The 19,095-nt window shown below is 49.3% G+C and carries 19 protein-coding genes; 9 read left to right on the top strand and 10 right to left on the bottom strand.

Going from position 1 to position 19,095, the window contains the following annotated elements; genetic code table 11:
• Together groES and groL are read left to right on the top strand one after the other, a co-directional pair.
• Positions 1–291, top strand: a complete 291-nt coding sequence (gene groES / locus Q0R17_RS16460) for a co-chaperone GroES (protein WP_046350280.1) — start codon at positions 1–3, stop codon at positions 289–291.
• Positions 292–350: 59 nt separating this feature from the next.
• Entirely contained in the window at positions 351–1,991 is a 1,641-nt protein-coding gene (gene groL / locus Q0R17_RS16455; RefSeq protein WP_293936859.1) for a chaperonin GroEL, read from the top strand.
• A gap of 65 nt (positions 1,992–2,056) precedes the next feature.
• On the opposite strand, the gene Q0R17_RS16450 is transcribed toward groL, so the two are convergent.
• Complete coding sequence (locus tag Q0R17_RS16450) at positions 2,057–2,533, bottom strand: acyl-CoA thioesterase (protein ID WP_293936856.1); 477 nt, start codon at positions 2,531–2,533, stop codon at positions 2,057–2,059.
• Positions 2,534–3,063: 530 nt separating this feature from the next.
• Between Q0R17_RS16450 and Q0R17_RS16445 the strand changes: the two genes are divergently transcribed.
• Positions 3,064–3,447 carry a hypothetical protein gene (locus Q0R17_RS16445; protein ID WP_293936854.1) on the top strand — a complete coding sequence of 128 codons (384 nt, stop codon included), beginning with the start codon at positions 3,064–3,066 and terminating at the stop codon, positions 3,445–3,447.
• Between the two features lie 167 nt (positions 3,448–3,614).
• Positions 3,615–3,953, top strand: a complete 339-nt coding sequence (locus tag Q0R17_RS16440) for a DOPA 4,5-dioxygenase family protein (RefSeq protein WP_293936853.1) — start codon at positions 3,615–3,617, stop codon at positions 3,951–3,953.
• A gap of 173 nt (positions 3,954–4,126) precedes the next feature.
• Here Q0R17_RS16440 and Q0R17_RS16435 read toward each other — a convergent pair whose 3' ends face one another.
• The 9 genes from Q0R17_RS16435 to Q0R17_RS16395 form a co-directional block, all read right to left on the bottom strand.
• Positions 4,127–4,318: a hypothetical protein gene (locus Q0R17_RS16435; protein ID WP_293936850.1), complete on the bottom strand. Its 192-nt coding sequence runs from the start codon at positions 4,316–4,318 to the stop codon at positions 4,127–4,129.
• Between the two features lie 65 nt (positions 4,319–4,383).
• Positions 4,384–5,175 (bottom strand): transporter substrate-binding domain-containing protein, encoded by a 792-nt coding sequence (locus tag Q0R17_RS16430; protein WP_293936848.1) that lies wholly within the window; start codon positions 5,173–5,175, stop codon positions 4,384–4,386.
• Between the two features lie 1,146 nt (positions 5,176–6,321).
• Positions 6,322–6,789: a hypothetical protein gene (locus Q0R17_RS16425; RefSeq protein WP_293936845.1), complete on the bottom strand. Its 468-nt coding sequence runs from the start codon at positions 6,787–6,789 to the stop codon at positions 6,322–6,324.
• Between the two features lie 125 nt (positions 6,790–6,914).
• Positions 6,915–7,883: a lipoyl synthase gene (gene lipA, locus Q0R17_RS16420; protein ID WP_293936842.1), complete on the bottom strand. Its 969-nt coding sequence runs from the start codon at positions 7,881–7,883 to the stop codon at positions 6,915–6,917.
• Positions 7,884–7,911: 28 nt separating this feature from the next.
• Positions 7,912–8,544, bottom strand: coding sequence for a lipoyl(octanoyl) transferase LipB (gene lipB, locus Q0R17_RS16415; protein ID WP_293936839.1), 633 nt, complete (start codon positions 8,542–8,544; stop codon positions 7,912–7,914).
• Positions 8,545–8,832 (bottom strand): YbeD family protein, encoded by a 288-nt coding sequence (locus Q0R17_RS16410; protein ID WP_293936837.1) that lies wholly within the window; start codon positions 8,830–8,832, stop codon positions 8,545–8,547.
• A complete protein-coding gene (locus Q0R17_RS16405) occupies positions 8,833–9,711 on the bottom strand; it encodes a D-amino acid aminotransferase (RefSeq protein ID WP_293936835.1) in 879 nt (292 codons plus the stop codon).
• 482 nt (positions 9,712–10,193) lie between these two features.
• The gene (locus Q0R17_RS16400) at positions 10,194–11,339 is read right to left on the bottom strand and encodes a D-alanyl-D-alanine carboxypeptidase family protein (RefSeq protein WP_293936832.1); all 1,146 of its coding nucleotides are present in this window, start codon (positions 11,337–11,339) and stop codon (positions 10,194–10,196) included.
• A 195-nt stretch (positions 11,340–11,534) separates the two neighbouring features.
• Positions 11,535–12,362, bottom strand: coding sequence for a PhzF family phenazine biosynthesis protein (locus Q0R17_RS16395; protein ID WP_293936830.1), 828 nt, complete (start codon positions 12,360–12,362; stop codon positions 11,535–11,537).
• Positions 12,363–12,570: 208 nt separating this feature from the next.
• On the opposite strand from Q0R17_RS16395, the gene pcnB reads away from it, so the two are divergent.
• The 5 genes from pcnB to Q0R17_RS16370 all read left to right on the top strand — a co-directional run bounded on the left by pcnB (position 12,571) and on the right by Q0R17_RS16370 (position 19,025).
• Positions 12,571–13,896 carry a polynucleotide adenylyltransferase PcnB gene (gene pcnB / locus Q0R17_RS16390; protein WP_293936828.1) on the top strand — a complete coding sequence of 442 codons (1,326 nt, stop codon included), beginning with the start codon at positions 12,571–12,573 and terminating at the stop codon, positions 13,894–13,896.
• A gap of 127 nt (positions 13,897–14,023) precedes the next feature.
• On the top strand, positions 14,024–14,524 hold the full coding sequence (gene folK, locus Q0R17_RS16385; RefSeq protein ID WP_293936826.1) for a 2-amino-4-hydroxy-6-hydroxymethyldihydropteridine diphosphokinase: 501 nt from the start codon (positions 14,024–14,026) through the stop codon (positions 14,522–14,524).
• Between the two features lie 51 nt (positions 14,525–14,575).
• The gene (gene panB / locus Q0R17_RS16380) at positions 14,576–15,367 is read left to right on the top strand and encodes a 3-methyl-2-oxobutanoate hydroxymethyltransferase (protein ID WP_293936823.1); all 792 of its coding nucleotides are present in this window, start codon (positions 14,576–14,578) and stop codon (positions 15,365–15,367) included.
• A 104-nt stretch (positions 15,368–15,471) separates the two neighbouring features.
• Positions 15,472–16,311 carry a pantoate--beta-alanine ligase gene (gene panC / locus Q0R17_RS16375; protein ID WP_293936821.1) on the top strand — a complete coding sequence of 280 codons (840 nt, stop codon included), beginning with the start codon at positions 15,472–15,474 and terminating at the stop codon, positions 16,309–16,311.
• 182 nt (positions 16,312–16,493) lie between these two features.
• Entirely contained in the window at positions 16,494–19,025 is a 2,532-nt protein-coding gene (locus tag Q0R17_RS16370) for a CHASE2 domain-containing serine/threonine-protein kinase (RefSeq protein ID WP_293936819.1), read from the top strand.
• Positions 19,026–19,095: the final 70 nt, after the last annotated feature.

Genomic DNA, 19,095 nt, shown 5'->3' with positions numbered 1-19,095 from the left:
ATGAAAATTCGTCCTTTGCATGACCGTGTAGTAATCAAACGCGTTGAAGCTGAAGAAAAAACTGCATCTGGCATCGTGTTGCCAGGTAACGCTGCTGAAAAGCCGGATATGGGCGAAGTAGTTGCCGTCGGTAACGGTAAGATTTTAGAAAACGGCTCAGTACGCCCAATGGCTGTTAAAGCTGGCGACAAGGTTATTTTTGGTAAGTACAGCGGCCAAACCGTGAAAGTAGATGGCGACGAGCTGCTAGTAATGCGTGAAGAAGACATCATGGGCGTGATCGAAGGTTAATCACGGCTTACAAGCCACCTGATTCTAGCCCTTACCTAAATATTACGGAGTTAAACAACATGGCAGCAAAAGAAGTTAAATTTGGCGATTCAGCACGCGCTCGCATGGTAGCCGGTGTAAACATCCTGGCCGATGCAGTTAAAGTAACGCTGGGCCCTAAGGGTCGTAACGTAGTGCTAGAACGCAGCTACGGCGCGCCTACCATCACCAAAGACGGTGTATCGGTAGCCAAAGAAATCGAATTAAAAGACCGTTTCGAAAACATGGGCGCGCAAATGGTGAAGGAAGTTGCATCTAAGACTTCTGACATCGCCGGTGACGGTACCACCACCGCTACTGTACTGGCACAAGCCATCGTACAAGAAGGCATGAAATACGTAGCTGCCGGTATGAACCCAATGGACTTGAAGCGCGGTATCGACAAGGCTGTGATTGCCTTGGTTGCTGAGCTGAAAAACATTGCTAAGCCTTGCTCTACCACCAAAGAAATCGCTCAAGTTGGCTCTATCTCTGCTAACAGCGACGAAATCATCGGCGAAAAAATCGCTGCTGCGATGGAAAAAGTAGGTAAAGAAGGCGTAATTACCGTTGAAGACGGTACTGGCCTTGAAGATGAGTTGGATGTAGTAGAAGGGATGCAATTTGATCGCGGCTACCTCTCCCCTTACTTCATCAACAATCCAGAAAAACAAATTGCCCTGCTAGACAATCCGTTTGTTCTGCTTTTCGACAAGAAAATCAGCAACATCCGTGACCTGCTGCCGGTACTGGAACAAGTGGCTAAGGCTGGCCGTCCGTTGTTGATTATTGCTGAAGATGTAGACGGCGAAGCGCTGGCGACCTTGGTAGTGAACAACATCCGCGGTATTCTGAAGACTGTAGCGGTTAAGGCTCCAGGCTTTGGTGATCGTCGTAAAGCCATGCTAGAAGACATCGCTACCCTGACTGGCGGTACTGTGATCGCTGAAGAAGTGGGCCTGACTCTAGAGAAAGCCACACTGGCTGAATTGGGTTCTGCTAAGCGTATCGAAGTATCTAAAGAAAACACCATCATCATCGATGGCGCGGGTAATGAAGAAGCAATCAAAACACGCGTTGGCCTGATCCGTAAGCAAATCGAAGACGCAACGAGCGACTACGACCGTGAAAAACTGCAAGAACGCGTAGCTAAACTGGCTGGCGGCGTTGCAGTGATCAAGGTAGGTGCCGCGACTGAAGTTGAAATGAAAGAGAAGAAAGCCCGCGTTGAAGATGCACTGCACGCAACCCGCGCAGCTGTGGAAGAAGGCATTGTGGCCGGTGGTGGTGTAGCTCTGCTGCGCGCACGCTCTTCTATCGTTGATCTGAAAGGTGCTAACGTTGATCAAGATGCAGGTATCAAGATCGTACTGAAAGCCATTGAAGCGCCATTGCGTCAAATCGTACAAAACGCAGGCGACGAGCCTAGCGTTGTGGTATCTAAAGTACTGGAAGGCAAAGGTAACTTCGGTTACAACGCCGGTACTGGCGTTTACGGCGATATGGTAGAAATGGGTGTTCTTGACCCAGCTAAAGTAACCCGCTCGGCACTGCAACACGCAGCATCGATCGCTGGCCTGATGCTAACTACCGACTGCATGATTGCTGAGCTGCCAAAAGAAGAAGGCTCAGGCATGCCAGATATGGGCGGCATGGGTGGAATGGGCGGCATGGGCATGTAATGCCAGCTGTTTAAGCCTCAAGAAAAACGCCACTTCTTTGGAAGTGGCGTTTTTTTATGCCGCAACTATTTTTTAAACACCATTTTCTCCGCCAGCATCAGCCGGATATCCCGCCTAGCCTCGGCGGCTACCCAACGCGCTTCTGCATCATCATCGGCGGGGATAAGCGGCGGCACCACCACAGATTTGCCATCATCCCCCATCGCCACCATCGTGAAATAACAACTATTGGTGTGCCGTTCAGTCTGGGTACGGATGTTCTCTGCCACCACCCGAATACCCACCTCCATTGAAGTACGCCCAGTGTAATTAATGCTAGCCAAAAAATGCACCAGTTCCCCCACAAACACCGGCTGCTTAAAAGTCACCTGATCCACAGAAAGCGTCACCGCATAAGCCCCTGCATAACGGCTGGCACAGGCATAAGCCACCTGATCCAGCTCTTTAAGCAAAGCCCCGCCGTGCACCTTGCCAGAAAAATTAGCCATATCCGGCGTCATCAACACCGTCATCATCATTTGGTGCCGAGGCATATTCAACATATCGCACTTCCTTAATAAGATTTATTACAGCATAGCGCTAGGGCGGGGAATCTCAAATACAGAGAAAACTGCTAGAGGGGGATATGAGGGCTGATGAGCACTGGTGTTGAGACTTGGGCCTGCGATATCTGCCGAGATTTATCCATCAACCATCAGCGGCGTCAAAATACGATAGCTTTTCGCAAGGATGGCTAGATAATAAAAAGTAAGAAATGGGGCATAAAATTGACATAAAACCATCCGATAAGTATGCTTAATATCTTACGCATAGCTTATTTACAGCTCATGAAGCATAAGAGCTGCCATCCCATCTTGATATGTGCTATCTGGCATCTATGATTCCAAACGATTGAAAATAAATACGAAACTGCAGCAATTTACCTCGTTGTACACATAAATCAACCATGCAAAAGCGTGGTCCCCCTTAATTTTACATTAGCCAGCATTAACTCCATCTCGGCCGACAGGCAGCCACAGTACCTCTCACATAGCACTAGCCATCAATTTCCAACCTCACAAGATCAACAGAAATGACAGAGCCCTTTGTACTTACAGCAGTAACACGACCAACGAGCTTACAACTCCAGGACGCTATCTTTAACTACTCTGAGAACGCGCCCGAGTCAACCGTCGACGAATCGATAAAAGATGGACTGGCCATCATCGGCGAGGCCTGCTCACTTCTCGATGAAGGAAAAACAACAGACGAAGCACTCTCATCACTTGTCGCACAAGGTCTATCGACTGAATGTGCCATTACGTTCGTAGAGAAAGCGAACGAAATTGTTCAGTCAAATAACCGGATGAATGCACTGCATAGCCATCCGAAAACTGGCATCGCATCTAAACTCATGAAGATCTCTATCATTATTGCAATGATGCTGATCATCTTGATCTATACCTATTCACAATAATCTTTCAGCCTTATCCACGCTGCCTGACCATTCCATTAAGAAGATAGTCCCCTCCCCACAAAACCAGTTCATTTCAAAGCAAAAAAATATGCCATTTAATTTAACAAATCCCGCATAATTTTCCCCCTGAATAGCTGAATAACTAAGCCATATCTCCGGATTTTTACATGTCTCTTATCTACCATGCTCACGTTTATTTTTTACCCGAGCAAATCAGCGCCGCTGAAAAGCTGCACTCCCAACTTCGAGCGGCGTTAAGTACGGATTGCTGGATGGGGGAATTAATTCACCGCGAAGTAGGCCCGCATACTCAGCCGATGTTTGAAATCAATTTTGATGAAAGCTTACTAATCGAAGTCCGCGCCCTGCTTGAAGCGCAGCGTGGTGAACTATCCATACTGATCCACCCGGAGTTAAGCGACGATATAGAAGCTCACACCAATGGTGCCAGCTGGCTGGGCAAAGAATTAGCTTTGAAAATCTATACCCTTTCGCGAGGAGAGTAATCGTGGCCTATCTCAGTTTTCTTACCCTGTCGACTCTCTGTCCGTGACGAGCAAGTTACGCTCGCTATCCGTAAGCCTTTTCAAGTCGAAACGACGATTGAAGCGATAAGAAACGCAAACGAGTTAGACGCCCCAGAAAGACTGATTTTTACATTGCCAAAAATCGCATTAACTCAATGAAACATGATGAGCTCTTTGAATTTTTTTCCACCAGCAATAAACACTTGGTGCAAACAACCTACCGCCGCCACTCCCGTAAACGCAAGCAGCTCATCGGAAATCACCAGCGTAGATGCTGATTCACCGAAATCGCCATAATAAAAGGCCCTTTTTTCTGAGCCTCGAGCGGCTTTGCCACCAGTCAATTTGCCGCCCAGATAAGGATCATTGCACTATGCCCACAGTTCTCCTCGCGCTCTAGCATCGCCTATTAACCACCAATCTTAAAAGTACGCGGCAAAGGAGTGGCTGTTTTTGGCCCAAACCATTGATTAAAAATACGCTCAGCCTCGCCGAGTTTTTCCATTTCAATCAGTGTTTCATTAATCAGACTCATCAACCGTTTTTCACCTAACTTAACCGCGATCGTATAAATTTCGGTCGAATTTGCGTAAGTCGACAATTCAAACTGAGTAGGATTAGACATCTTGCTTAATAAACCGGCTAAAACAGGCTCACCATTCACCACCACATCAATTTTCCCATCAGCTAAAGAACTAACCGCTTCAGGGCTATCATCAAAGACGATGACTGTCGCATTTGGGTATTGTTTACGCACAAATTCTACGTGTGGTGTGCCGCGTGTCACGCCAATCTTGGCATTAACCAAAGACTCTGGCGAAGGAAACTTACCTTTCTTTGATAATACTTTCAGCGCAGCAACAAAATATCCATTGCTACAACTTACTTCACGCTCACGTTCAGCCGTTTTTACAAAAGTAGCAACCAAGATATCAATCTTCCCCGATTTAACGGCAGCAATGCGGTCATTCGGATCCAAATCCTGGACTAACAGTTTTACACCCAACTTCTTCGCTATCGCACCCGCAAAATCCACATCGTAACCAGACACCGTTTGGTTTTTATTTCTTTGCCCAAAAGGGGGGATATCTGCGCGCACGCCAGCAACCAAAGTCCCGCGCGCTTTAATCGTATCGAGCAAATCAGCATGAGACATCAGGCTGGCCAGCGCAAACAACATAGCAAGCAAAAATTTATTCATGTTTTCAATCCTATGTGTGTCTATGTAACGCAGAGTCCAGCCAACATCACACTGGTAGATAAACCGTCATTAATTTATATGCAATGATGTTACACAGTGCTTATCTTTTTAGTGCCTTGGATACATTTAATTTTGGTGCGATATCCCTCAAGGACTTGCATTCTTGAACAACCAAGAAAACAAGCAAACCCCGACCTCAAAGCCGGAAAGCTCTTTACTGCGAATAATTAACTCGACGATAAAGACTGCACAAGCTTCGCTAGCACTTTGCCCAAACCCCGAGCCGCTGACGCCTCGTGCCGCAGCTTCCGTGGGCTTTTAAGCCCCGTATTGGGAGCCGAGATAAGCCCATTTTTCTGATGTTTAGACGACTCAAAACCCAATAAACAGCTCAATTAAAAATGGTTTCCTCCATGAAACGCCATCTTCTCTGTCTCCTTCATAATTCAATATTTGGGTTTTCATTACATAAAATGCATCCATGCATTTGGAATACATCAACAATAATGACTCAATCACAGCGGTCGCTATTTATACGTAGCGCTACACAATTTTTAAGCACAGAAATAGAAAAAACCAAGGTAAAAAACCGTGGTGGACACAATCATCTTGGTATCGATGAATGTGAAGTGCCCAACAAAAAGATGCCCGCTGCGTATATAAAACCAAACGAGCGGGCTTTATGTTCACTAGGGTCTGTTGACGTTTCATTCGCGGCTCAGCGCAATTGCGAATGAAACGTCAACAGACCCTAGATAATAAGTAACATTTTTCTTGATGAGCGACCTAGCTCAGCTTTCTGACGTAAGCACTTCACTATCCGTGGCGAGCAAGTTTCGTTCACTACCAGGAAATGGATTGATCGCGTTTCCAAATCGAAATGCAAAGAATAAACGGCTTGGGATTTCGAAAAAGAGTAGCAGGCTTGCTCCCAAGCAGCCTTTGTCACCGAGGCGAGTATCCACGTGGAAGGGGTTTCGTGCGGGTCGGGACAGCCTGCTTTATCTCCTTTCTTGGCCGTTTAAAAAAGGGCGTCTCCACAGAAATGCCGCACCTAAATCAACGTATCTAAGGCGCTAAAAAGCATTATTTTTGATTCTTCTTTGCGCATATAAGGCTTTCACAACCTCACACAAAGTACCACCATCAAAACCAAGCCCCGCCATGCGCGCCCAGTACCCCACCGAATGTAGCAATCAGGCCCAAAGCCAGTAGGGCGTAATGTAAGTGCTGTAACTGCCGCAACGTGCCTTGCGGATCTTGCTGGGCACGCCGATGTAGCCAGCGGTGGATCACAAATGGCTCCAGCACAAACAGCATCAGGGTAAAGACCGCCCAAGTGATGATCATCGCCCACAACCACCAACTGTCTAATAGGCGACTCCAACTATCCGTCAGCCACAGCATTGCCACTCCCGACAACATGGCTAGCTGCGTCATCAGCTTGGCTTGATTGCCAAAGCGATGCTCAAGCAGCTCAAAGGTGGCGTAATCCTGCTGATGGCGGCGCAATGCAGGCAGCAGCACCAACGTGACAAAAGCCACGCCTCCTATCCACAGCAGTACAGAGACCACATGCACAGCGCGAAGTATTGCGTAGCTATTGAGTGTCATGATCTTTGCCAGAACCAAAACGCTGATTTTACGCAGCTTTGCGGATGCAAGCATTGAGTCAAATTAATCTAAAGCCGAAAAAAAACGCCACCTGCTCTAGGTAGCGTTTTTGGGGCTGGCGAGGATTAAACCCCTGCGCCGTGCGCTTGCTCATCTGCATGGTAGCTCGATCGCACCATGGCACCCACGGCAGCGTGTTTAAAGCCTAGCTCGTAAGCAAGTTTTTCAAACACTTTAAACTGATCCGGGTGTACATAGCGCAGCACCGGTAGGTGGCCGGTGGCGGTGGGTTGTAGATACTGGCCGATGGTGATCATATCTACATCGTGCGCGCGTAGATCGTGCATCACTTGGATGACTTCTTCATCGGTTTCGCCCAGGCCCACCATAATGCCGGATTTAGTCCGCACATCGGGGTACATGGCTTTAAACCTTTTCAGTAGATCTAAAGAGTGCTGGTAATCCGAGCCTGGGCGCGCTTGTTTATACAGGCGCGGTGCGGTTTCTAGATTGTGGTTCAGCACATCTGGCAGTGCGTTAGCAAACAGATCCAAAGCAACATCCAAACGGCCACGGAAATCAGGCACCAGCACTTCTACTTGGGTGGCTGGCGATTGCAGGCGTGATTGGGTGATGCAATCTACAAAGTGCTGCGCGCCGCCATCACGTAAATCATCGCGATCAACCGAGGTAATCACCACGTATTTAAGCTTAAGCGCGGCAATGGTTTCGCCCAAATGCACTGGCTCTTGCGGGTCTAGCGGGTTGGGCCGGCCATGGCCCACATCGCAAAATGGGCAGCGACGGGTGCAGATATCACCCATGATCATAAAGGTGGCGGTGCCCTTACCAAAACATTCGCCAATATTGGGACAGGCGGCTTCTTCGCACACGGTGTGCAGCTTTTGGCTACGCAGGATTTGTTTGATTTCGCCAAAGCGGCCATTTAAAGAGGGCGCTTGCACGCGAATCCAATCGGGCTTTTTGATGCGCTGATCAAGCTGCACAATCTTAATCGGGATGCGTGCCGTCTTGGCTTCGCCCTTGAGCTTAACGCCCACTTCTTTCGATGGCTGTTTAGTGTCTTGAGTCATGGAGGATCGCTAGCTGAGCAGGATAACCCTACTCTGTTAAGGGTTTGATTTGTTGCGTGATTTTTTCGGCAAGTTTACCGGCAATTGCTGCTGATGTCGCATCGGCCACAAAATCGGCCAATTGTGTCACGCGCAAACCGGCATAGCCGCAGGGATTAATCCAATCAAAGGGGGTTAAATCCATGTTCACATTCAGTGCTAAACCGTGAAAGCAGCAACCATTGCGAATCCGTAATCCTAGCGAGGCAATTTTTGCTTCGCCGAGCGTCGGATTAACATACACGCCAGGCGCATCCACCTTGCCGTAGGCGGTGACGCCATAATCGGCGAGGGTATCGATCACGCTTTGCTCTAGTTTGCGCACTAGCTCGCGCACGCCAATACCTAGGCGGCGTACATCCAGCAGCACATAGGCCACCACTTGGCCTGGCCCGTGGTATGTGACCTGCCCGCCGCGATCGATCTGCACCACGGGGATATCCGTTGCAGCAATCAAATGCTCGGGCTTGCCCGCTTGGCCTTGGGTGTAAACCGGTGGATGCTCTAGCAGCCAGATTTCATCGCTGGTTTCTGCGCTGCGGCTATCGGTAAAGGCCTGCATGGCACGCCAAGTTGGCTCGTACTCCACCATGCCCAGCTGCTTCACAATGAGTTCAGGCACTCACATCACCATCTTAACAAGCGGATGCGCGCGCAGTGCGGTATCTAGCGCATTCACTTCGTCGGCAGATTGGTAAGTGGCTGATAGCGTTACCGAAATAAAGCTGCCGCCGCTGCTGGTGCGCATCGAAATCCATTCTTCTTTAAAATCGGTGATATGCAAGACCGCCAGCTCTTTCACCGCAGCATGAAATTCATCGTGCGGCACGTCTTTGTGGCTGATCGCTTTCATCGGTAGCTCGGCCGGAAACTCAACTAGATCGGCGAGATTGGGGGCATCCTGACTCATTTACTTATCCTTACCGAGGCGCATTGCCTCGTTTTTAAACACTTGAAAATAATCGTACATCATTGGGTAAAGCGGCCCCGGCAAGCCATTTGCAACGGGCTTGCCATCTAAAGACACCACGGCCAATACTTCTTTAGAAGAGGATGTCAGCCATACTTCATCGGCACCCAGCACTTCTTGCTGAAGGATGGCGCGCACTTCAAGCGGCATATTATGCTGCTTAGCTAGCTCAATCACCAAATCATAAGTAATCCCCGTCAGCATTAGATTGCTTGGGGGCGGGGCAAGTAATACGCCCTCTTTGACTATTAAGATGTTGCTGGAGGCGCCCTCTTGCAAGTAGCCATCACGAAAAAGAATGGTTTCTGCCACGCCAGCGTCCACCGCCTGCTGCTTCAACAATACATTCGCCAGCAGTGAAATCGCCTTGATATTGCATTGCAGCCAGCGAATATCAGCAGCAGACACCGCCGCCACGCCGTTTGCTACCGCCTCTTTACAGGGTGGCAGTAATTCATCGGCAAACATAAATACCGTTGGCTCGGTTACGGTTGGAAAAGCATGATTGCGCGGAAAAGCAGGGCCACGGGTGATTTGCACATACACGCTTTGATCCGCAAAACTTTGCTGGGCGATTAGCTTTTGAATCAAGCTCGCCCACTCTTCAGCCCCATAAGGGTTGGGCATATTAATCGCCGCCAAACTGTCTGCCAAGCGGCGCAGATGCTCGGTCAACCTTAAAGGGTGGCGATTGTAGACAGGAATCGCTTCATAGATTCCATCACCAAACAAAAATCCGCGATCTAAAACAGAAATCTGTAAATCGGCCAACGGCTCAAAGCGACCATTTAAAAAGCCAACTAGGGGAGGGAAATCCATAAAGTATCTCCAAAAAAAGCTTAAAAAGTTCTGTAAACACAGAGCGCGCAGAGAACACAGAGGACGGGGAGAAAACCTTGTTGAGCATGTGATTTGAAATCACCCTCAAGGGCATCTCAACACCGTCATCCCCGAGTGTTTTTATCGGGGATCCAGCAGCGTAGCTGGATTCCCGCCAAACACATGCGGGAATGACGCGTTTCGCAGCGCCGTAAATTAAATACTAATCGAGTGCTGATTAGTATTTAACGCCCCATTCGTTTCTGCGCGCTTGGTTTACCTCTGTGGCTACAGATCTTTTTCTGGCCATTCGCGTGGGCACAAAAACGTGCCCACCCTACATGAGCGAAAAAACCATCCATCTTTAGCACGGAGAAAAACGAGTTAAAAACAGAAAACCCTCAAGGTTTTCTCCGTGAAACTCCGTGTTCTCTGCGCTCTCAGTGGTTCAAGATTTGGGTTTTAAAGCCATCGTACCAACATCAACCAAAAATCGATTTAAACCACATACGGATTGAATCCCATGCGCGGCCAAAGATATTGGCTTCGGGTACTTCTGCTAAGGCCACCACCGGCAGTTCAACCAGTTGCTTATCGTTTAAGCTCACCGTCAGCTTACCAACACTCTGGCCCACTTTAATTGGGGCAATCAGCGGCTGGGTGCTGGTAAAAGCCATTTTCAGGTTTTTAGCATCACCGCGCGGTACAGTAATAAAGCGGTCTTCTAAAAAGCCCACATTGACCTTATCTGACTTGCCTTTCCAAACCGCTACATTAGAAACGGCCTGCTTGGCAGCATAAAGACGCGGGGTTTCTTGGAACTGAATGCCCCAGTTAAGTAATTTACTTGATTCGCTAGCGCGCACTTCATCGCTAGCCGTACCCACTACAACCGAGATTAGGCGACGACCATCGCGCTTAGTTGATGCAACTAAGTTAAAACCGGCGCTGGCGGTATGGCCAGTTTTCATACCATCTACAAAAGGATCGCGGTACAGCAGCAGATTGCGGTTTGGCTGCTTGATATTGTTGTAGGCGAATTCCTTCATCGAGTAGATGGGATAGAACTCAGGGAAATCATGGATTATTGCCGTGGCTAACTTAGCTAAGTCGGCCACCGTCATATAGTGATCAGCATCAGGCAAGCCGGTACTATTTTTAAAGTTAGTACCATTCATGCCAAGGCGCTTGGCTTCACGTGTCATCAACTGGGCAAATACTTCTTCGCTACCGGCAATGGCTTCGGCTAGCGTAACGCAAGCATCATTACCACTTTGTACGATCATGCCCTTAATCAAATCATCTACGGTGACGGGCTTTTTAGGATCAAGAAACATGCGCGAGCCTTCGGTGCGCCAGCCTTTGTCCGAAACGGTGAGCTGTTGATCCAGCTTTAACTTACCTTCTTTTACCGCTTTGAAAGTCAGATAAGCCGTCATTAGCTTAGTTAAAGAAGCGGGCTCAACACGCGTATCTGGATCACGCCCAGCAAGCGCAATGCCACTTTGATAATCAGTGAGTAAATAAGCCTTGGCTGCAATATCCGGCACCGGCGGTACAAAAGCCTGAGCAGAAGTTGCAATTAAGAGGGAGAAAATAATTGGTGCGGCAGAAAGACGGGAGATCATGGCGGGCGATTTCTATCAAGGCTTAGAAAAATAAGATTATAAAGGCAAGCAGCGGCTGATAACTGCCTGCCTTGCAGATTATGCTTTGATCTTTCAGGTAATAATTTGCCAATCTTTGTACTGGCAATTACGTAGGCATGAAATTCCCGTATTTCATGCCTATATTGTAAGTAAGGCTAGAGGTGCAAAAGCGGGCTAAAGATCAAACTCCCCTCGCCCGATATTCACCACCCGCCCACCGACTTCTACTTGGCGATCTGCTGTAATACTCAAATGTAAGTGCGCTAATCGGCCCGCTGTATGCCCCTGAATCATGGTTGCCGCAAAGGGCAGCTGTACGCCTTGCTTAAGTAAATAAGCCCCCAAATTAGCGCAGGCCGAGCCAGTGCCGTTGTCTTCCATGATCTGCCCGTGCTTCGACCAAAAATAACGGGCGATGATTTCATCATTTTGCCAAGCCCACACCAAGGTGCCATCACGATTGCGGCCTTGCTGCACCAAATCACTCAAACGCTTTGCATCGGGCTGGCATGCCCTTACATCATCAACGCTATTTAAAGGCACAATCAACTGCTCGGTGCCGTTATCCACCAATTGAGCGGCCTCTGCAAATGCGCTTAAGGGCAAACCCAATGTACTTGCCAGATCAGCAGATGATGGGCCAGCACGGTGCTCGGCCAAGTTCGCCGTTAAAGTGACCACATCGCCATGGAAACGTAGCGGAATAATCCCTGCCTTTAACTCTAAAGAAACATTAGCCCGCCCGTCACGAATCACCGCAGCCGTGCCTAAGCTAGGATGGCCAGCAAAGGCAATTTCATTAGTCGGGGTAAAGATTCTCACTGTGGCACTGGCCACCTTCGATGGAAAAACAAAGGTGGTTTCAGATAAGTTAAGCTGCGCCGCCAATAATTGCATCGTGGCATCGTCCAGCCCCGTGGCATCGGTAAACACGGCAAGCTGATTGCCCGAAAAAAAATTCTCAGCAAAGACATTCACTACGCGGTATGAATAAGTAGGCATGGTTCACTCTGTTTGTTTACAAATAACTTGCACTAGCATGCAGCATTTATTAAATAAGTAACAGCTACAGATCAGACCAAAATCGGCGTAGCAGTAGAGGCAAAAGCAGCGCCCACAAAACAATTGCCAACGGCTTTATCAGACATCGGGGCTAAGGTCTGTATAATGCCGCCGGACGCTTCGCAATTCGCACTTACTTGGTTCAAAGATGATTCGTAAATTGATCGGCAAAGTTTTACGCCGCCCAGGCAAACGTGTGCTTCACGCAAAACACTACGGCATTCGCCGTGACCAACTTCATTCTGGCGCACTTAAAGTGTGTGACCGTCTGCAAGATGCTGGCTTTGAAGCCTACATCGTAGGCGGCGCAGTACGCGACTTGATGCTGGAAAAATCACCCAAAGATTTTGACGTTGCCACCAGCGCCACGCCAGAACAGGTGCGCCATGTGTTTCATCGCTCGCGCATTATTGGCCGCCGCTTTCGCATTGTGCATGTGCCTTTTGGTGAGGAAATCATCGAAGTCACCACCTTTCGCGGTGCCAGCGAAGCCCCGACCGATGCTTCTGGCCGCATTCTGCGTGACAATGCCTACGGCAATATTGAAGAAGACGCATCCCGACGTGATTTCACCGTCAATGCGCTGTATTACGACCCGCGCAGCGAAGAAATTTTAGATTTCCACCACGGTGTGGCCGATCTAGAAAACAAACGCCTCACCATGATTGGTGATCCAGATTTGCGCTACCGCGAAGATCCGGTACGCATGCTGCGCGCGATTCGCCTCTCCGCCAAGCTGGGCCTCACCATTGCACCGGCGACTAAAACACCGATTCTGGTTCACGCTAAGCTGCTAGAAAACATCCCGCAAGCGCGTTTATTTGATGAAATGATGAAGCTGCTGTTATCGGGTAGCGCTTGGGCTTGCTTGATGGCGCTGCGTGAAAACGGCCTGCATAAGCTGCTGTTCCCGCTCTTAGATAAGCTGCTTTCCAAGCCTGAAACCACTAAATTCTTGCGTATCGCGCTAGAAAACACCGATCAGCGCCTGAACGAAGACAAACCTGTTTCAGCCGGATTCTTGTTTGCAGCGTTGCTATGGCACGAGGTAGAAGCCGATTGGATTAAACGCCAAGCCGCAGGCGAATATCCCGTGCCAGCCTTAGTTGAAGCCATGAATACCGTGGAAGACAAGGTGCAAAAGCGTATGGCGATTCCGAATCGCTACGGCGCAGCCATGAAAGAAATCTGGCTATTGCAACCGCGCTTCGAACAACGCACGGGTACGCGTCCGTGGCGCTTGATGGAACAGCAACGCTTTAGAGCCGCTTATGATTTTCTGATGCTGCGTGTTGAGTGCGGCATGGTAGAACAATCACTGGGTGATTGGTGGACACGTTTTCAAAACGCCAGCGAAGATGAGCGCATGGCCCTGATGACGGCAGCAGCCGATAACGGCAAGCCTGCAGCCACCAGCAGCACCGCAGCGCGTAAACGCCGCCGCCGTAAGCCGACCGGCCCTAAGGCCGAATAAAGCTTTCTAAAACCAAGCAAAAGCCCCACTCTTTAATCACAGCGTTGACGCGCGTTTGTTATAAAACGCCCTATTCATCTCAACGCGGTGGTACAAGATTGGGGTTTTATTTTTTTACGGATACCTAATGAGTACGATCGCTTTTGTAGCTCTCGGTGCCAATCTTGGCAACCCAGTCAAACAGCTGCAAGAAGCCTTGGCCCTAATCGCCGCCTTGCCTGATAGCCAGCTGCTACTGCAATCTAGCTTTTATAGCAGCAAAGCCGTTGGTTACACCGACCAGCCTGACTTTATCAACGCCGTTGCTAAGCTTGAAACCAGCCTAAGTGCCGCACAACTACTGTACTGCCTGCTAGAAATTGAAGCGCAATGCGGGCGGCAACGCACTTTTCAAGACGCGCCCCGCACGCTAGATCTGGATTTACTGCTCTACGGCAACGCCTGCATTGTGCAAGATCACCTGATTGTGCCGCATCCACGCATGCATCAACGCGCCTTTGTCTTACGGCCATTATTAGAAATTGCCCCTGATATCCGCATTAGCGGACTTGGCCCAGCGGCCGATTTTTTAGCTCTGCTTGCTGATCAACAACTTTTCGTACTTACAGAGAGTAAGCCACTGGGGTAGACTTGCTGCATTGCGTCATCAACGCCAAACTCCCATGGACCATCCAATACCATGAAAACCACCGTTAGTACCTTGCAGAATATGAAGCAAGCTGGGCAAAAAATCACCATGCTCACTTGTTATGACGCCAGCTTTGCTACGCTTTTAGACGATGCTGGGGTAGAAATTCTCTTGGTTGGCGATTCACTCGGCAACGTTATTCAAGGGCACAGCTCTACCCTGCCTGTTAGCCTAGAAGATATGGTTTACCACACCCGCTGTGTAGCGCGTGGCAGTAAAGATGCCTTAGTTTTGGCTGACTTGCCCTTTGGTAGCTATCAAGTATCCCCACAGCAAGCCTATGCCAGCGCCGCCAAATTGATGGCTGCGGGTGCTGAAATGGTGAAGCTAGAAGGCGGCATGATTATGGCCGAAACCGTGGATTTCTTGGTTAACCGTGGCATCCCTGTTTGCACCCATATTGGCCTACAACCGCAATCAGTGAATGTCTACGGCGGTTATAAGGTACAAGGTAAAAGCGAATTTGATGCCGAAGTACTTAAACGCGATGCCCTTGCCCACCAAGCCGCAGGCGCTGCGCTGGTACTGATGGAAATGGTGCCTGCCCACGTTGCCAAAGCCGTGACCGAGGCGCTAATCGTTCCAACCATCGGTATTGGTGCAGGTGTCGATGTGGACGGCCAGGTACTGGTCTTACACGATATGCTGGCCGTATACCCAGGCAAAAAAGCCCGCTTTGTCAAAAACTTTATGGCAGGCAGCCACAGTATTCAAGCTGCGGTAGAGGCCTATGTGAAAGCGGTCAAAGCCATGAGCTTTCCGGCGGACGAACATAGCTTTTAAGCACCTGTCACTCTACACGTAGGGCGGGTGAAACCCGCGTATTTTTCAGCATTACTCGCGGGCTGCACCCGCCCTACGTTCTGTATTTCTAACCACGGTTATTTATGAAAATCATCCATAGCATTGAAGAACTGCGCGCTTGGCGTGCCACCGTTGGCAGCGTAGCTTTTGTGCCAACCATGGGCAATCTACACGCCGGACACATGACCTTGATTGATGCGGCGCGTGCAGAGGCTGAGCATATTGTGGTCAGCATCTTTGTGAACCGCCTGCAATTTGGTCAGGGCGAAGATTTTGAAGTCTACCCGCGCACCTTAGAGCAAGATGCGGCACTGATTGCCGCCCAAGGTGGCGTGGATGTGATCTTTGCCCCCGATGAAAAAGTGCTCTATCCCAAGGTGATTCAGCAGTATCAAGTTGAGCCACCCGCAATACAAGATGAGCTATGCGGCGCATTCCGCCCGGGGCATTTCCGTGGTGTAGCCACGGTAGTAAGCAAGCTCTTCAATATTGTGCAGCCGAATGTGGCGTGCTTTGGCAAAAAAGATTACCAGCAGCTATTTGTGATTAAAAGCATGGTGGAAGACTTAAACCAAGCCGTTAGAATTGTAGCTGTCGATACAGGCCGCGCCAGCGACGGCTTAGCACTGTCATCCAGAAACGGCTACCTTTCTGCCGAGCATAAGCTAGAAGCCACACGCATCTACTATCACCTCAGCCGCATGAAAGCCGCCATTGAAGCAGGCGATCGCGATTACGAGCGTCTCAGCGCAGAAACAACAAGCGACTTGCTCGCGCGGGGTTGGGTTAACGTTGATTACGTAGAAATGCGCAACGCCCTCAGTTTGAAGCCTGCAGCCGTTAGCGATCACCAGCTCGTGATCCTTATTGCCGCCCGCCTAGGCCATACCCGCTTAATTGATAATATTGAAATTGCACTGTAAACAGCAACGCTAAGCGCAGCTAAAAACAACGTCTTTTTAAAAGCAAGCCACGTGGCTTGCTTTTTTTTGGCTTGCAAATTTCTTCGCCAAGAGAAAGCAAGATGATACTTCTTCTACTAAATTGAAAAGGATATCGACAGCCTACGCAGATCCAGCATGTCCACTTCTGTATTAATTCCACAATGAAAACGGCCTTTTGGAAGAAAGACTGGGTGATCGGTGTCGCCGTATTTTTGCTGTATATGGCGACCTTACTGTTTACCTCGCTGATTTCCAGCCTAGAGCAGCGTGCTTACGATGCGGGAGTGCGGCTGACTGCCCGTAATATAGATGAGCGGATTGCGGTGATTGCCATCGATCAAACCAGTATCGACAATATCGGCCGCTGGCCGTGGTCGCGGGAGATTCATGCCGAGTTGATTGATAAGCTGGCCGGTGCGGGGGCCAAAGTGATTGCCACCAGCGTGTTCTTTACCGAGCCACAGCAAGATAAAGGCCTTGCCTATATCGAAAAGCTGCATCGCCTTTATAAAGAAGATGCCAGCGCGCCCGATAGCGTAACGTGGGCGGCCATGGGCTCAGTGTTTAAAGAAGCACTGAGCAAGCTCAATGTGGATCAGCAGCTTAGCCTTAGCGTAGCCAATGCAGGCAATGTGATTTTGCCGATGCTGTTTGAGCTGGGCGAGGCTCAAGGCGAGCCAGATAAACCGCTCCTGCCAGCAGTAAAAAAATGGGAGCTAGAAGCCAGCGGCAATCCGGCTAATGGCTGGCCTATGTCGGCCAAAGGGGCGACTCAGCCTTTAAGTAAACTCGCTGAAAGCGCGGCTGGGGTAGGCAGCGAAAACATCACGCCCGATGATGATGGTGTGGTGCGTAGTATTCCCTTGGCAGTGCGTTATTTTGATCAAATCTATCCAACCTTCCCCTTAGTGGCTGCGGCTAAAATACTCAATTTATCGCCTAAGCAAATCAAACTCAACCTAGGCGAATCCATCACGCTAGCCAATGTAAAACTCCCTATCAGCAGCAACGCCTCATTCCGGCCCTATTTTTATCCTAGCCCCAATGGCAAGGCGGCTTTCCCTGTGGATTCTTTTTATGATGTAAAAGCAGGCAAGATTCCGCTAGAAAAATATCGCGGCAAAATTGTGATGATAGGCGCAACGGCGTTGGGCATTGGCTCCTCTTTAGTCACACCTATCTCGCCCTCCGAAGCGCCGGTGATGATTGCGGCGCATACGCTCTCTAGCCTATTGCAGCAGCACTACTATGTATCCCCCAGCTGGAATAGCCTGTTCTCGCTGGGGCTTGCGCTGTGCATCACGCTGTATCTTTGCCTGCTGCTCCCAAGGCTAAAGGCTGGCGCTGCCGCCATTCTCACCAGCGGCTTATTTAGTTTGCTGCTCATCAGCCATTTTGTGTTGATGTCGCAAGCAATGCTGTGGATTCATCTGATGGGGCCAGCGAGCTTATTGCTGCTAGGGCATGGCTTGCTGACAACCAAGCGCTATCTGATTAGCGAGCAAAAAGAAGAAAAATCCAGCGCAGAATCCGCCGAATCAAACCGTATGTTAGGCATGGCTTTTCAAGGCCAAGGGCAGCTCGATATGGCCTTTGAAAAGCTATCTAAAGTGCCTTTGGACGATGGCTTAATGGGCGTTTTATATAATCTAGCACTAGATTTTGAAAGAAAACGCCAGTTCAATAAAGCCGAAGCGGTTTACCAATATATGGCTGGGCATAATCCCAAATACCGCGATCTAGAAGCCAAATTAAAACGCGCGCATCAAATGTCAGAAACGGTTATCTTGGGCGGCTCTGGCGGCGGGGTAAACGGCAGCATGCTGCTCACTGATGGCAGCATCGAAAAGCCAATGTTGGGCCGTTATCAAGTAGAAAAAGAATTAGGCAAGGGGGCAATGGGGATTGTCTATCTTGGCAAAGATCCTAAAATTGGCCGCGATGTGGCGATTAAAACCATGTCGCTATCGCAAGAGTTTGAAGCAGATCAGTTGGATGATGCAAGGCAGCGTTTTTTTAGAGAGGCCGAAACCGCTGGGCGGCTCAATCACCCCAATATTGTTACCATTTTTGATGCAGGAGAAGAACACGATCTTTGTTATATCGCCATGGAGTTTCTCAAAGGCAAAGATTTGCTGGCTTATACCAAGCCGACACAACTCTTACCTTTGCTAGAATGCATTAGCATCGTCAGGCAAGTTGCAGAAGCCTTACAATACGCCCATGGTCAGCACGTGGTTCACAGGGATATCAAACCCGCAAATATTATGTATGAGCCAAACGAAAAAATAGTGAAAGTTACTGACTTTGGGATTGCACGCATTACCGACTCCAGCAAAACTCGCACCGGCATGGTGCTGGGCACGCCGTCATATATGTCGCCAGAACAATTATCAGGCAAGAAAATTGATGGCCGTTCAGATTTGTTTTCACTCGGGGTGATGCTTTACCAGCTCAGCACCGGCAGCCTGCCTTTTACCGGTGAATCGATGGCGGAGCTGATGTATAAGATCGCCAACGATACGCCGCAAGACCCTCGGCTTTTAAACCCCAAATTACCCCCCATGTTGGCCGCCATTATTATGAAAGCCTTACAAAAAGATGAAACAACCCGCTTTCAAACTGGCGCGCACTTTGCGGCAGCAATGGCTAAGCTAGAGGCTGGGCTAAAGACCAGAGAAGCGAATGCTTAATGTCTCCCAAGCATTGTCCCATAACCATCACAGCATTACAGAACAGAGAAGCGCATGCCCAATCTCTCAC

The sequence above is a fragment of the Iodobacter sp. genome, from assembly GCF_025352645.1.
Classification (GTDB): domain Bacteria; phylum Pseudomonadota; class Gammaproteobacteria; order Burkholderiales; family Chitinibacteraceae; genus Iodobacter.
Note: the sequence above shows the minus strand (reverse complement) of the source record. Positions and strands in the feature narration are given on the sequence as shown.

Excerpts from the sequence above, each read along its gene's own strand:
- groES (WP_046350280.1), top strand. The coding sequence starts at position 1 with ATGAAAATTCGTCCTTTGCATGACCGTGTAGTAATCAAACGCGTTGAA.
- groL (WP_293936859.1), top strand. The coding sequence starts at position 351 with ATGGCAGCAAAAGAAGTTAAATTTGGCGATTCAGCACGCGCTCGCATG.
- Q0R17_RS16450 (WP_293936856.1), bottom strand. The coding sequence starts at position 2,533 with ATGTTGAATATGCCTCGGCACCAAATGATGATGACGGTGTTGATGACG.
- Q0R17_RS16445 (WP_293936854.1), top strand. The coding sequence starts at position 3,064 with ATGACAGAGCCCTTTGTACTTACAGCAGTAACACGACCAACGAGCTTA.
- Q0R17_RS16440 (WP_293936853.1), top strand. The coding sequence starts at position 3,615 with ATGTCTCTTATCTACCATGCTCACGTTTATTTTTTACCCGAGCAAATC.
- Q0R17_RS16430 (WP_293936848.1), bottom strand. The coding sequence starts at position 5,175 with ATGAATAAATTTTTGCTTGCTATGTTGTTTGCGCTGGCCAGCCTGATG.
- Q0R17_RS16425 (WP_293936845.1), bottom strand. The coding sequence starts at position 6,789 with ATGACACTCAATAGCTACGCAATACTTCGCGCTGTGCATGTGGTCTCT.
- lipA (WP_293936842.1), bottom strand. The coding sequence starts at position 7,883 with ATGACTCAAGACACTAAACAGCCATCGAAAGAAGTGGGCGTTAAGCTC.
- Q0R17_RS16410 (WP_293936837.1), bottom strand. The coding sequence starts at position 8,832 with ATGAGTCAGGATGCCCCCAATCTCGCCGATCTAGTTGAGTTTCCGGCC.
- Q0R17_RS16405 (WP_293936835.1), bottom strand. The coding sequence starts at position 9,711 with ATGGATTTCCCTCCCCTAGTTGGCTTTTTAAATGGTCGCTTTGAGCCG.
- Q0R17_RS16400 (WP_293936832.1), bottom strand. The coding sequence starts at position 11,339 with ATGATCTCCCGTCTTTCTGCCGCACCAATTATTTTCTCCCTCTTAATT.
- Q0R17_RS16395 (WP_293936830.1), bottom strand. The coding sequence starts at position 12,362 with ATGCCTACTTATTCATACCGCGTAGTGAATGTCTTTGCTGAGAATTTT.
- pcnB (WP_293936828.1), top strand. The coding sequence starts at position 12,571 with ATGATTCGTAAATTGATCGGCAAAGTTTTACGCCGCCCAGGCAAACGT.
- folK (WP_293936826.1), top strand. The coding sequence starts at position 14,024 with ATGAGTACGATCGCTTTTGTAGCTCTCGGTGCCAATCTTGGCAACCCA.
- panB (WP_293936823.1), top strand. The coding sequence starts at position 14,576 with ATGAAAACCACCGTTAGTACCTTGCAGAATATGAAGCAAGCTGGGCAA.
- panC (WP_293936821.1), top strand. The coding sequence starts at position 15,472 with ATGAAAATCATCCATAGCATTGAAGAACTGCGCGCTTGGCGTGCCACC.
- Q0R17_RS16370 (WP_293936819.1), top strand. The coding sequence starts at position 16,494 with ATGAAAACGGCCTTTTGGAAGAAAGACTGGGTGATCGGTGTCGCCGTA.